15 protein-coding genes, 3 tRNA genes and 1 pseudogene are annotated in these 13,352 nt (G+C 47.3%); 3 read left to right on the top strand and 16 right to left on the bottom strand.

Features of this window, described 5'->3' with window-relative positions:
• Positions 1 to 4: 4 nt before the first annotated feature.
• From rplK to ICL80_RS08510, 7 genes are all read right to left on the bottom strand, one after another.
• Entirely contained in the window at positions 5 to 433 is a 429-nt protein-coding gene (gene rplK, locus ICL80_RS08540; RefSeq protein ID WP_194215671.1) for a 50S ribosomal protein L11, read from the bottom strand.
• 108 nt (positions 434 to 541) lie between these two features.
• The gene (gene nusG, locus ICL80_RS08535; protein ID WP_228073868.1) at positions 542 to 1,078 is read right to left on the bottom strand and encodes a transcription termination/antitermination protein NusG; all 537 of its coding nucleotides are present in this window, start codon (positions 1,076 to 1,078) and stop codon (positions 542 to 544) included.
• A 1-nt stretch (position 1,079) separates the two neighbouring features.
• Positions 1,080 to 1,277, bottom strand: a complete 198-nt coding sequence (gene secE / locus ICL80_RS08530; RefSeq protein ID WP_194215669.1) for a preprotein translocase subunit SecE — start codon at positions 1,275 to 1,277, stop codon at positions 1,080 to 1,082.
• Between the two features lie 94 nt (positions 1,278 to 1,371).
• Positions 1,372 to 1,447: transfer RNA gene (locus ICL80_RS08525), tRNA-Trp, on the bottom strand.
• A 169-nt stretch (positions 1,448 to 1,616) separates the two neighbouring features.
• Entirely contained in the window at positions 1,617 to 2,807 is a 1,191-nt protein-coding gene (tuf, locus tag ICL80_RS08520) for an elongation factor Tu (RefSeq protein WP_194215668.1), read from the bottom strand.
• 121 nt (positions 2,808 to 2,928) lie between these two features.
• A tRNA-Gly gene (locus ICL80_RS08515) sits at positions 2,929 to 3,002 on the bottom strand.
• A gap of 77 nt (positions 3,003 to 3,079) precedes the next feature.
• Positions 3,080 to 3,165, bottom strand: a tRNA-Tyr gene (locus ICL80_RS08510).
• Positions 3,166 to 3,335: 170 nt separating this feature from the next.
• Here ICL80_RS08510 and rlmB point away from each other — a divergent pair.
• Together rlmB and ICL80_RS08500 are read left to right on the top strand one after the other, a co-directional pair.
• Complete coding sequence (gene rlmB / locus ICL80_RS08505) at positions 3,336 to 4,202, top strand: 23S rRNA (guanosine(2251)-2'-O)-methyltransferase RlmB (RefSeq protein ID WP_194215667.1); 867 nt, start codon at positions 3,336 to 3,338, stop codon at positions 4,200 to 4,202.
• A 138-nt stretch (positions 4,203 to 4,340) separates the two neighbouring features.
• Entirely contained in the window at positions 4,341 to 5,618 is a 1,278-nt protein-coding gene (locus ICL80_RS08500) for a DUF3422 domain-containing protein (RefSeq protein ID WP_194215666.1), read from the top strand.
• 90 nt (positions 5,619 to 5,708) lie between these two features.
• Here ICL80_RS08500 and ICL80_RS08495 read toward each other — a convergent pair.
• Positions 5,709 to 6,080: pseudogene (locus ICL80_RS08495) on the bottom strand (DUF885 family protein); the annotation flags it as partial.
• Positions 6,081 to 6,434, bottom strand: a complete 354-nt coding sequence (locus tag ICL80_RS08490) for a hypothetical protein (protein WP_228073867.1) — start codon at positions 6,432 to 6,434, stop codon at positions 6,081 to 6,083.
• A gap of 226 nt (positions 6,435 to 6,660) precedes the next feature.
• On the opposite strand from ICL80_RS08490, the gene ICL80_RS08485 reads away from it, so the two are divergent.
• Positions 6,661 to 7,086, top strand: coding sequence for a cupin domain-containing protein (locus ICL80_RS08485; protein WP_194215664.1), 426 nt, complete (start codon positions 6,661 to 6,663; stop codon positions 7,084 to 7,086).
• Positions 7,087 to 7,094: 8 nt separating this feature from the next.
• On the opposite strand, the gene ICL80_RS08480 is transcribed toward ICL80_RS08485, so the two are convergent.
• The 7 genes from ICL80_RS08480 to ICL80_RS08450 all read right to left on the bottom strand — a co-directional run bounded on the left by ICL80_RS08480 (position 7,095) and on the right by ICL80_RS08450 (position 13,342).
• A complete protein-coding gene (locus tag ICL80_RS08480; protein ID WP_194215663.1) occupies positions 7,095 to 7,733 on the bottom strand; it encodes a class I SAM-dependent methyltransferase in 639 nt (212 codons plus the stop codon).
• Positions 7,734 to 7,862: 129 nt separating this feature from the next.
• Positions 7,863 to 8,801 (bottom strand): hypothetical protein, encoded by a 939-nt coding sequence (locus ICL80_RS08475; RefSeq protein ID WP_194215662.1) that lies wholly within the window; start codon positions 8,799 to 8,801, stop codon positions 7,863 to 7,865.
• Positions 8,798 to 9,670: an ABC transporter ATP-binding protein gene (locus ICL80_RS08470; RefSeq protein ID WP_194215661.1), complete on the bottom strand. Its 873-nt coding sequence runs from the start codon at positions 9,668 to 9,670 to the stop codon at positions 8,798 to 8,800. The genes ICL80_RS08475 and ICL80_RS08470 overlap by 4 nt, the downstream gene beginning before the upstream one ends.
• Before the next feature lie 11 nt (positions 9,671 to 9,681).
• A complete protein-coding gene (locus ICL80_RS08465; protein ID WP_194215660.1) occupies positions 9,682 to 10,041 on the bottom strand; it encodes a GntR family transcriptional regulator in 360 nt (119 codons plus the stop codon).
• Positions 10,042 to 10,067: 26 nt separating this feature from the next.
• Positions 10,068 to 10,208 carry a hypothetical protein gene (locus ICL80_RS08460; protein ID WP_194215659.1) on the bottom strand — a complete coding sequence of 47 codons (141 nt, stop codon included), beginning with the start codon at positions 10,206 to 10,208 and terminating at the stop codon, positions 10,068 to 10,070.
• 452 nt (positions 10,209 to 10,660) lie between these two features.
• Positions 10,661 to 12,880, bottom strand: coding sequence for a xanthine dehydrogenase family protein molybdopterin-binding subunit (locus ICL80_RS08455; RefSeq protein ID WP_194215658.1), 2,220 nt, complete (start codon positions 12,878 to 12,880; stop codon positions 10,661 to 10,663).
• 3 nt (positions 12,881 to 12,883) lie between these two features.
• Complete coding sequence (locus ICL80_RS08450) at positions 12,884 to 13,342, bottom strand: (2Fe-2S)-binding protein (RefSeq protein ID WP_194215657.1); 459 nt, start codon at positions 13,340 to 13,342, stop codon at positions 12,884 to 12,886.
• Positions 13,343 to 13,352: the final 10 nt, after the last annotated feature.

Here is a 13,352-nt window from a genome sequence, read left to right as displayed (position 1 = left end):
TATATTAACCCTCCACCTGCAGGCCCATTGAGCGGGCAGAACCTTCAATGATCAGCATAGCTGATTCAATGTCGTTCGCGCTCAAATCAACCATTTTAGCTTCTGCAATTTCTTTAACCTGATCACGCGTAATGGTCGCCGCTACCGCACGACCCGGTGTTGCGCCACCAGATTTTAGACCAGCCGCTTTCTTAAGGAAATAAGAAGCAGGAGGAGTTTTAGTAACAAATGTAAAAGATTTGTCCGCATACACAGTGATAATCGTCGGGATAGGCATGCCCGGCTCTAATTTCTGTGTCTCAGCATTAAACGCTTTACAGAATTCCATAATATTAACACCGCGCTGGCCGAGTGCCGGACCAATTGGCGGAGAAGGATTAGCCTGACCGGCCTTTACCTGAAGCTTCAGGTAACCTTGAATTTTTTTTGCCATTTCATTCCCTTTCAAAATTCAGCAATGGCTTCAGCCTTTGCTAGGGTTTGCGGTACGGTCATGGCTAGACCTCCCGCAGCCTTTATCCGAGGTGTTACCCTCAAATCTCTATATAACTTTTTCGACCTGCGTGTATTCCAGTTCAACAGGCGTGGCGCGGCCAAAGATAGAAACAGACACCTTCAGACGTGAACGATCTTCATCAACATCTTCCACAACACCATTAAAGCTCGCAAACGGTCCGTCAATAACCCGCACATCTTCACCAACTTCGTAAACGATCGTTGGACGTGGGCGCTCAACACCTTCTTCAACCTGATTAAGGATGCGCGCAGCCTCTGCATCAGATATCGGGCTTGGTCGACCCTGCGGTCCCAAAAAGCCTGTAACCTTAGCATGGCCATTAACAAGGTGATACGTATCATCGGTCAGTATCATTTTAATAAGCACATAGCCGGGGAAAAATTTCTTCTCCGCAGTTACCTTCTTGCCCTTACGAATCTCGATGACCTCTTCCGTAGGAACAATTACCTCATCCACGAGCGCATCAAGACCCTGAAGCACAGACTGCTCTCTTATAGCAGCGGCAACCTTGCCTTCAAAGCCCGAATAGGCATGGATAATATACCAGCGTGATTTGCTCACATTATTCTCCGAGACCCAGTATCCACTGAATACCTGCATTCAACATAAAATCGACGCCAAGGAAAAACACCGCCATAATAACTACCATGATAAATACCATGACAGAGGTGATTCCCGCCTCTTTCGGCGTAGGCCACGTTACCTTGGCACCTTCACGCCGGACCTGACGAATAAATTCACCTGGGGTGGTCTTTGCCATTGCCCGTCCTTTTACACATTACATACACACGAAAAATATCGCATGCATAACAATACCTTAACAACACCCCATCACGGGGCCCAGCATGATCAGCTGGCAGGGGCGGAGAGACTCGAACTCCCGACACCCGGTTTTGGAGACCGGTGCTCTACCAACTGAGCTACGCCCCTAAACCGATCAAGCCTGTCACCACAAGGGGTGCGGTGTAACCTTCACAGCGCGCCCTTGCAAGTACTTTTTTTACCATTTCTGAAATGGCATGGTCACATCTGGCTAACAAACCCATAACCAGACATAAAAAAGGGCCGATAACACCAGCCCTTTTTAAGAATCAGTTACTTATTCGATGATTTTCGCAACGACGCCAGCACCTACGGTACGGCCACCTTCACGGATCGCAAAGCGCAGACCTTCATCCATTGCAATCGGTGCAATCAGCTGAACTGTCAGGTTTACGTTATCACCAGGCATTACCATCTCTGTACCCTCAGGCAGCTCAACCGTGCCTGTTACGTCTGTCGTACGGAAATAGAACTGTGGACGATAGTTCGCGAAAAACGGCGTGTGACGGCCACCCTCATCTTTTGTCAGAATATAGGTTTCTGCTGTGAACTTCGTGTGCGGCGTAATCGAACCAGTGTGTGCCAGAACCTGACCACGCTCGATATCGTCACGTGCAACACCCCGGAGAAGGGCACCAATGTTGTCGCCAGCCTGACCTTGGTCAAGAAGCTTGCGGAACATCTCTACACCTGTAACCGTTGTTTTCTTCGTGGCGTTGATACCGACAATCTCGATCTCTTCACCAACTTTAACAATACCACGCTCAACACGGCCTGTCGCAACTGTACCACGACCAGAAATCGAGAACACATCCTCAACTGGCATCAGGAAAGCACCGTCAACAGCACGCTCTGGCATTGGAATATAGTCATCAACAGCCTGCATCAGCTCAAGAATCTTATTCTTGCCGATCTCGTCATCGCGGCCTTCAAGCGCCGCAAGCGCTGAACCTGCAATCACCGGAATGTCGTCGCCTGGGAAATCATACGCTGACAGAAGCTCGCGAATCTCCATCTCAACAAGCTCAAGAAGCTCTTCGTCGTCAACCTGGTCAACTTTGTTCATGAACACAACAAGCGCTGGAACACCTACTTGGCGTGCAAGCAGAATGTGCTCACGCGTTTGGGGCATCGGGCCATCAGCCGCATTCACAACCAATATGCCGCCATCCATCTGCGCTGCACCCGTAATCATGTTCTTCACATAGTCAGCGTGACCTGGGCAATCAACGTGCGCATAGTGACGGTTCTTCGTCTCATACTCAACGTGCGCCGTAGAAATCGTGATACCGCGCTCACGCTCCTCAGGGGCCTTGTCAATGTTATCAAATGATACGGCCTTGCTGAAACCTTCATCAGCAAGAACCTTTGTAATCGCCGCTGTCAACGTTGTCTTGCCATGGTCAACGTGACCAATCGTGCCTACGTTACAGTGCGGCTTATTACGCTCAAACTTCTCTTTTGCCATGCTCGCTCATCCTTACAAGCAACACGCCCCGGTCAAAACCTGACGGGCGAAACATTTATACCCAGCAACAACCCCGCATGGACTGCCACATTCAATATAGTCGCCCGAGAGAGACCTAATTTGGAGCGGGTGAAGGGAATCGAACCCTCGTCGTAAGCTTGGAAGGCTTCTGCTCTACCATTGAGCTACACCCGCACATAAATAAGTACAGGGCCAAGCGGCTCCTCTCGAACACAACAAGCCCTCCATGCAGCTGCCTGCAGGGAAGGTAGTGGTGGAGGGGACAGGATTCGAACCTGTGTACGCATACACGGCCAGATTTACAGTCTGGTGCCTTTAACCACTCGGCCACCCCTCCGTTTTAGTCTGCAACATACCTATAGTCAGTGCGTTACAGTGAGGCCGCAATATGCCCATATCTTTACCCATGTCAACACCAACTTCTTCTCTGAAAGGATTTTTTTTGCTTAGCGACGCAAACAGCTATAAAGGATGCCTTTCCAGATCGGTTATCGTAAGGATAGTTCCATGAACGCACGAAAAAACAACAATACCAGAACGCACGGCAGAAAAGCTGACGATCGATCTGCTTCAAAGGCCTTTACCGGCAAACCTGCTTCTGAAAAAAAACACTATAGTAAAGGCCCGCGCGATTCTGCCCCACAGATTCGCCTTCGTTCACCAGATGGGTATTTTTTGTTTGGCAGAAATTCGGTTTATGCGGCCCTTCAAAACCCACGCCGCGAATGTGTGCAGCTTATTGGCACCAGTAAGGCCTTAGCTGAGATTAGTTTACCCACAAACAGGCAAAAAATTTACACAACACCTACTGAGCCGTCTGCGCTTGATACATGCGTACCGCCCGGTGCACCACACCAGGGTATCATTCTTGAAGTGCGCCCCCTACCCGGCATCCCCCTTGACACGCTTGCCCCAGTTGATGGGCAAAAGAATATTATTCTTATGCTCGATCAGGTTACAGACCCACAGAATGTTGGCGCCTGTATCCGTTCTGCTGTCGCCTTTGGCGCCCGCGCAGTTATTACACAGGATAGAAATAGCCCCTCGGAGACAGGGGCCCTCGCCCGCGCCACCGCTGGCGCCATTGAAACAGTGCACTGGGCACAGGCAACAAATCTTTCGCAAGCGCTGGATGAACTAAAAGATCTTGGCTACTGGCATGTGGGGTTAGATGGCAACACAAAAACCTCAATTCGCGCACTGAATATGGGTGACAATATTGTAATTGTTATGGGATCAGAAGGCACCGGATTACGGCCCCTTGTGCGCAAAAACTGCGATGCGATTGCCTGTATCCCCATGACAGACGCTGTGGAAAGCCTGAATGTTTCAGCAGCGGCCGCTATCGCCCTTTATGAACTGAGCAAAACGTAAAGCCAGAAAGATTTCAACGCCCTACTGTGGACAAGATACCACACTTCTGCGGGAAAAATATCACACCCCGCCGAAGGCAGTTGCTTGCTTGAAATCAACTTCTCTATAGTCCGCTCAACCTTATAGGAGATTTCAAAAATGCCCGGCCCGAAAGCAGATATAATCCAAGCAGCACTAAATGCTGAATGGCATGCCCGGCCTGAAATGCAAATCGACCCTAGCATGCGGTGTACACATGTTGTAACGGCCAAATGCCCAGATGGAACTTTGGAAGAAGTTGAGGCCGGTTATATTGGCAGTCAGGTAAAAGAGCTAGCTCCTTCCACGCGTCACCACATAACCGACATGGGCACATACCGGGTGAAGTGGGAAAAGCACACTGAGGTTACCTGCTATACCTTTGCCATGCCAGCCAGCCAAGACAGTGCTTTTAGCGATACTCCCTTAAGTTATCTGGACGAAAAGGCACGCAGCACCCTGCTTTCTGAAATGAAAATTGGCATACGCATTGAAGTTTTGCCTGCGGCTCTGCTTGCCGATGACAATGGCTATGCCGCTGCTTGCAATATTTTTAGCACCAAAAAGCTTTATGGTGGCTGGGCTGCGGGCCATTCAGCTGCCATATGGTCACCTTTCCTTCCTGATAAGGATGGTTTTATCAGAGTGCTTATTTGTGCGTTAAATCTGCCAGATAGTCGCCTTTCTCGTCTGGTACACCGTTTATTAGATATTGAAACATACCGAATTCTGGCAATGGCCGCGCTTCCAATTGCTAGAAAAACTATGGAAACACTAGACAAACTGGAACCTGCACTTGATAAAATCATTGCAACCATCGCTTCAAACCCCAGTGAAGAAGAACAGGAGCAACTCCTGATCGAAATTACCACAATTGCAGCAAAGGCCGAACACTTAGCCTCCTCAACTGCTTATCGCTTTGCAGCAGCAAAAGCCTATGAAGATATTATCAGCAGACGCCTTATAGAAATTAAGGAAGAAGCACTGAACGATCACCCTCGTATGACACAGTTTCTAAGCAAATCATTCAGCCCCGCCATGCGCACGTGTGAAGCCGCTGGCCATAGAGCTAATGACCTGACTGCGCGCATTTCACGCGCGGCAAACCTGTTGAATACAATGGTGGATATGGCACAAAAACGCCAAAGCCATAAAATCTTAAAGTCTCTTGAAACACAAGGTTCTCGGCAAATACGCCTGCAACAAGCCGTAGAAGGCCTTTCTATTTTTGCAGTTAGTTATTATGGCATCGGTCTTGTTAACTATGCATTGAAAGGTGCGAAAGCCTTTGGGCTGCCTTTCACACCAGAGATACTGACCGGCCTCTCGGTTCCTATCATGCTATTCCTTTCGTGGTTCCTTATTCGCATGGTAAAAAAGCGGGTTATTACATCATAAAAAAGACCAGATAAAATACCTAGCCTTTTTACACTATACACAATCACCACGAAAATAGCGGCAGGTACAAAATATCTGCCCTGATATATACTAGTTACTTGCTTCCCCGATATACTCACTCACCATTTCATCAAGGATGGAAAGTGGCAACGCACCATTTGTTAGTACAACATCATGGAAAGCACCAATGTTGAACTTGTCCCCAAGTGCTGTTTTTGCTTTTTCGCACAATTCCAAAATTTTAAGCATACCAACCTTGTAGGTAAGTGCTTGTCCCGGCCACACCATGTAACGCTCAATTTCCGAGACCACGTCAGACATAGCCTGGCCCGTATTTTTATACATATAATCAATAGCCTGCTCACGGGTCCAGTGCTTGTAGTGCATGCCCGTATATACAACCAGTCTTACAGCCTGGAATAGCTCGGCTTTAAGCCGTCCTACGTCACTATAGGGGTCTTCCTACAAGAGCCCTCTTTTGCCGCTTCCAGAAATGCCGTTTTTTTTTTCAGCCACGAAAAGGCTCTCCACCGCCTCTAATTTTTCAGCAAACATCCTGTACAGCAGGTCTTCCGTCGCTGGCCCAGCTGTATATTTTTGACCAATCTCAATAACCTTCTCCATTAAAGGCTTGGGCAAAATAATGCCTTTAGCATTCTGTGCTTTAATTCGAACAAGATACTGATCAAACTGTTTGCCCATGGTTTCCATATAACGGGTGTATGTTAGTGTTTCTGATGATTCCATTATCGACTCTTCAAAGTATTTTGTGAAAAAATCGCCGATACTGGCTGCTACCTTATCCATGGTAAACACTGATGATGCCGTTACCAGTACAGCCACTGTACTGGTGCAGACAGTTTTCTATAAAAAGCGGAAGTGGTTTTTCATGCGCCTTATATCCCCTATTATCCTGAGTATTTTATTTTGTATTTATTACCGCTATATAGAAAGAAAGATTGCCAGCTTACATTTAACCCTTAGTTTAGCGCCCTTTATGATGCCTAACTGAACAGACCCACAAGACAATGGTTGAACATACATGAGCGCAGCAGATATTATTAAAGCCCTGAACCTCGCCCCTCACCCTGAAGGCGGCTATTTCAGGCGCACCCATAAAACATCCACCGAACCTAACGGGCGCGGCCAAATGACCGCGATTTATTATTTACTTGAAGGTACTGACTTTGCTCGCTGGCACAGGATTGATTCAGATGAACTATGGCTATGGCATGCCGGTAGCCCCATGACGCTTGAAATTCAAGAAGCTGGCAACGCTATGGCAACAAACATCCTCGGCAATAACATATTGGCTGGTGAACACCCACAAATACTGGTGCCTGCACATGCTTGGCAACGCGTACGGTCAAATCGTGACTGGTCTCTCGTTAGCTGTGCGGTGAGCCCCGGGTTTCTGTTTGATACCTTAGAAATGGCTACAGATGAGCTTAATCTCGCCAACAACTAAAGCAGAAATCAATATCTTAAAGGTAAGAAAGGGACTTTTTTCTTTTTTCTGGCTAATGCCCAGTTATTTTTAATCCAGACTTCTTTATAATTTTGATGTGGCATCACCAATAAGGACCATACACGTTCAACAGCTGGAGTATTACGCTCTATTTCGGGCCAATTTTGATAATAGCCTCCTTTTGCAGCGGTCCAGTTTAAATCATCAAACAATATAAGTCCGCCATCATTCAAAAGTTTATCAACAAGAAAAAAGGCTAGAGCCGTATCATCCCACATGTGGCCAGCGTCAAGATAGCAAAAGTCAAATTTACGCCCCTCTTCTATCAATTTCATCAGCCGCCATAAATAAGAACGTTCCTCGTAAAATATTTCGATTCTCTCAGATAAGCCCGTTTTCGAAGCAAGCTCTTCAATATTAGGCGAATGTTGCTTTGCTGAAACCAGATCAATAGTAGTGACTTTTCTGTCGCCACCAAGTTCTTCTAAAATGGCCGCCATATAATTAGTGGAAACACCATGATAGAAGCCTAGTTCCAAAACGCTTCGACACTTATATTTATGAAATATTTTCTCGACCTTCTTGGCATTCGCTAAACTCATATAGGGTAAATCGCCAATAATTTCTTTTACGTTCTCAATTTTCATACGTCCCCAATCGGTTTTCAAATAAATGCCAGTATCCACATTTATAGGCTTAACATTACTAACCTAACAATAGAAAAGGGCCACCTCCCGGCACAGGAGAATGGCCCAGCACTCCCTTGGGAGGGAATTCTATAAGGCTTGCTTACGCATATAAACAGCGCCGTAAACAAACCCTGCTGCGATAATAAGCCCAAACCAGAACTGAACATTGATCATGCTTTGTGCCAACATTTCGAAGAATGGCCCACCAGTGAGTTTGATAAGAACTTCCCTTGGCCCATTGATCATCTGATGGCCGGCATATTGGTCAATTGTTTCACCGAGCCACGCACCGGCATGAATAGCCAGCCATTTGCCAAACATAGCTGTGTTGGAAAACATACCTTCAACAATAACAATCAAGGCGGGTGGGAGCACTGCCCACATAAAAGGCATCCGTGCAGCGAAGGATGACACAAACAACACCCATGCAGTGAGCGGCAAGCCCCAAAGAGCGAACAGCAAGTTTGCACCAACTGAAGAGAACCATACCTTCAACATCAAACCAAAAGGCCAAACCGCACCAATATCACCGCCTTGCACCGCAAGAACCACTGTGAATAAAGTAGCAATAATAATCTGTGCTAATATAGCGATCATCAGAAAGATAAGCGGCACGACCAAAAGCGGCACAGCAAGCTTTACAAGTACTTCCTGCCAATCAGGAACAGGCATTGATTTCCAGAACAGAATAGACCGGTCACGGCGTTCTTCATACAGGCTACCTAAAAGCCCAAAGAAAATCACAAAGGGCATAACAGCCCACACAGGCATAGTAACAACCCAGTAGCCAACCATCATTGCCTCGCGCCAGTCATCAGGGCGGTGCTTTTGCATTTGCACAATAAGGTCGCTAAAGGTTTGAACACCGTTTTCCTGCATGCCGTCAATAAACTGCATGTTACCAAAACCAAGCAGTGTGAGACTAACAAGCGTAATAGCAATACCGGCCAGAATAAGCGGGGTTAAAACGAAGCTGTTTTTGCTTTCTAGAATTTCGCGTTTAATCAGTGCAGGAACAGATCTCATTGCCCTTCTCCTGTCATGGTTGCCACGAATATATCAGCAAGGCCTAACCGGCGGGTTTCGCCTAATTTTGCCAATATTTCACGGTCTATGTTTTTATATATGCAGGTCGTTTTACCGAAACTAACACCCTTTGTTATCGGTTTCAGGGCCTCTGCTTCAGCTTCTTTGCCTTTTTCCACCATCACTTCCACATACTTTTGTGTCAGATCGTCCATATTTTCATAAAGAACAAGTTCTCCGTTCTTTATGAAAATGACATCGGTAAGGATATGTTCAATCTCTTCAACCTGATGCGTAGTGATAATAATGGTTCGATCATCATCGAAATATTCCTCAAGCAGGCTGCGATAAAACTGTTTGCGGAAAATAACATCAAGTCCCAGCGTTGGCTCATCAAGCACCAGTAACTTGGCATCAATCGACATCACAATTGCCAGATGCAACTGCACGGTCATGCCTTTGGAAAGGTCCTTAACTTTTTTATCAAGCGGAACGGTGGTGCGTCCGAGATAATCAAGCGCTTTAGCATGATTGAACTTGGGGTGCACATTTTTCACAAACTCAAGTACTTCGCGCACTTTCATCCATTTTGGTAGTGTTGCTACATCTGCAATGAAGCAAACATCCTGCATCAGTGCATCGCGCCCGGTTGAAGGGTCTAGTCCCAAAACTTTCAGGCTACCTTCATAACTAGAAAGGCCAAGAATAGCGTTCAGCAAAGTTGTTTTCCCTGCCCCGTTCGAGCCTATCACCCCAACAATCCGGCCAAGCGGCATGGATATATCAACATTTCTTAGGGCATACTGCGTACCGTATTTTTTTGTCAACCCACGCGCTTCGACAACAGTTTCTGCATTTATCTCTGTCATTGTCTTGGCTCCTAGTGCGATAAGCTGTTGTTCAGCAGGGTTTGGGCATCAAGCCCTAACCGGCGAATTGTTTCTAGTACCCGCGGCCATTCCTCATCCAGAAATCTGGCCCGTTCCGCTTCAGTAAGTTTATTACGAGCACCTTCAACAACAAACATGCCAAGGCCGCGGCGTTTTTCTACAAGGCCATCCATTACAAGCTCCTGATAGGCTTTTGATGCAGTGATAGGGTTAATCTGCATATCCACAGCAACACTTCTGACAGAGGGGAGCGCATCCCCTTCACCAAGACTGCCATCCAGTATTGCAGTGACAACCTTATCTTTCAGTTGCCTGTATATAGGCTGGTCATCATTCCAGTCCGGCGTCATGGTATCTCCTTCTCACAGGCTGATTACTAAACGGCAATTGCAGTAGGTGCTTTTACCTCATGCAAAACATTTTTGCTTGCATCAAAAGCTTTGGTGCATGTTGTCCGTGCAGCACGACGGCTACGCCGAATGGCTCTTTTTGTAGTTTGATAAACAGATGCAGTCATTTTCTTATCCTCGCTATTTGTGACTTGGGCCAGGCCCGTCTTTTTAACACTGTCGTTTGTTTTGTTTTTATATGGGGGGCTGGTTTTCCAGCTCCCCCGTTTAAATGGCCTTTTGGGCTCTGTTATTATTGCTGTCGTAACCCGGGTCTGTATTTATATTTTATGTGCCCGACACCAAACCTTTGCTTTAGCGTTCTATTGATCTGGTGTATTAGTTATGTATAACACCAAAGCAATACTAGCAAGTCTTTTATGAAAAAATAATCATAAAAACTCAAAAACGGCAGAAAATAAGGGGAAATTGTCCACTCTCAAATGGCTAAAATGACGAAAGTGCTACAGGTCAACAGCCATTTCAAGTGCGAATCACGGTATTTAAGCAAACATCTATCGCTACAGACGCTAGGTTCAGAGAAGACCCCGGCCAGTAAAGTTGGCCGGGGTTAGTACTATTAAGCCGTGAGCGACTTCGTAAAAGGCATGGTCCGGATACGTTTACCAAGGGCCTTATAGATCGCGTTGGCAACAGCTGGGCCAATAGGTGGCACGCCCGGCTCGCCAATACCAGTAGGTGCATTTGCAGAGGCAAGTATAACCACCTCCACTTCTGGCATAGCGTCGATCCTTAGGGGTGTATATAAATCAAAATTACCCTGATCAACGCTACCATCCGTTAAGCTGATCTCTTCACCCATGATGGCACCAAGACCAAAGCCAAGGCCGCCCTCCACCTGAGAACGAATTTGATCAGGGTTAACCGCAAGCCCGCAATCAACAGCTGCGACAACACGTTCAACCTTAATATCGCCGCTATCGCTGGTTGAAACCTCTGCCACATATGCAACAACCGAACTAAAGCTTTCAGCAACAGCTACGCCCCTGAAATGGCCTTTTTTCAGCGGCTTTTTCCAATCGGCTTTTTCGGCAGCAAGCTTTAGAACAACGGCATGGCGCGATTCCGGTTCCAGCATTGACAAACGAAACTCTACTGGGTCACGCCCTGCCGCTTCGGCAGCTTCATCAATGAAGGTTTCAACAGCAAAAGCCGTATGTGTTGAGCCAACAGAACGCCACCAGAGAACAGGAACTCCAACCTCTGTACTGGTTAAACCAACAGTTTGATTAGGGATGGCATAAGGTAAATTACTCGCCCCTTCAACCGATGTTGGATCAACCCCATTCTGTATCATGCCAGCAAAGGCTGTATTTGCCATAATAGACTGGCCTACAAGATGATTGCTCCACGCAACAAGCTTGCCGTCACTATCTATCCCCGCCTTCATAGAATGTACAAATGCAGGCCGGTAACGACCAGCACGCATATCATCTTCCCGAGTCCATTGTACCTTTACAGGTGCCTTGTACCCTATAGCTTTGGCAATATACACCGCCTCAACCACCACATCACCATCAAAAACGGCCCGGCGGCCAAAGCTGCCCCCTGTTTTCATGACATGCAACTGCACTTTATCAGGTGCAATACCTACAATTTCACCAGCCAGCATCTGATATACATCCGGGAACTGGTGCCCGCCCCATATTTCGAGCGTACCGTCGTCATTTTTACGTGCAACAGCATTAAGCGGTTCCATAGCAGCATGAGCTAAATACGGGAATTCAAAATTTGCCTCAATAACCTTTGCCGCACCGGCAAAACCTGCGTCTACATCGCCGTCTTTACGAGCGATAGCAGCAGGGGCTTTTCCTGCAATATCATGATACAGTGCCATCAGCTCTGAAGTGCTGCGTTTCTCTGCGCCTGCCTCGTCCCATTCTACAGTTACAGCTTCACGGCCTTTAATCGCTGCCCACATATGTTGTGCAACAACGGCAACACCGCGCGGTGTTTCAACAACATCAACAACTCCCTTAACAGAAAGAGCTTTTGCTGCATCAAAAGACTTGAGCTTAGCGCCAAAAAGGGGCGGATGGATCATAACCGCCGTGAGCATTCCCGGCAAGCTAACATCAATCGTATAATGTTCCGTTCCATTTGCTTTGCGAGCACTATCAAAACGCTTTAGATCAGCATTACCAATCAGCTTCCACTCGCTCGCTTTTTTAACGGCAACGTCTGTTGGCACTGTCATTGCTGCGGCTTTTGCTGCAAACCGGCCAAAACCACCAGTTTTGCCTGATGAATGCGCCATAATACCATTTTCAACAGTAATCTCGGACGCAGGCACATTCCATTCAGAGGCTGCAGCAGCAACCAGCATAGCACGAGCAGCAGCACCCGCCTTGCGGTAGCGCTCCCACGAAGTGGTCATTGAAGTAGAACCACCTGTTATCTGTAATGCGCCGCCCATAGCAAGATTGCCATAAGCCTTCACATTACCAGCAACACCTTGCACTTCTATTGCCGCCCAATCAGCATCAAGCTCTTCTGCGACAAGTGTTGCAAGGCCGTTATAAGAGCCTTGCCCCATTTCAAACTGGGAAGAAAGCACCGTAACCTTACCGTCGCCGCTTATCATAACGTAAGGGCTAAAAGTATACTCTGCGCTATCACCTGCGGTAGTATCACTCGCTGAAGCAGCTGGTGCAGCTAACAGGCGGTAACCAACAGCGAGACCTGTGCCCGCAGCAAAGGCGCCAAGCAAAAACTGACGGCGTGATGCCTGTATCTTAGAGGCAGGCATCGCGATGGATTGCATTAATTTCGGGATCATGGCTTAGGCCTCCAAACGTTTGGCAGCTTCGTGGATACCAGCGCGAATGCGGTGGTATGTAGCGCAGCGGCAGAGATTACCTGCCATAGCTGCGTCAATATCGTCATCGGTTGGCTTCTGATTATTTGTCAACAGATCAGTAGCTGACATAATCTGGCCAGACTGACAGTATCCACACTGTGGCACATCCAAGTCAGCCCAAACCGCTTGCAGCGTTTCGGCAACTTTACCTTTAACACCTTCGATAGTTGTTATTTGCGCACCCCCAACATCACCAACAAACGTCTGACAGGAACGCACAGGCATACCGTCGATATGAACAGTGCAAGCACCACACTGTGCTATACCGCAGCCAAACTTGGTACCCGTTAGCCCTACAAGGTCGCGGATAACCCATAGAAGTGGCATATCGTCTTCGGCCTCGACCTTATGTTCGGTACCGTTGATTGTTAAAGTTATCATGATGTTCTCC

It is taken from the genome of Kordiimonas pumila, assembly GCF_015240255.1.
GTDB classification, from domain to species: Bacteria; Pseudomonadota; Alphaproteobacteria; order Sphingomonadales; family Kordiimonadaceae; genus Kordiimonas; species Kordiimonas pumila.
This window is presented reverse-complemented; position numbering and strand designations above follow the sequence as displayed.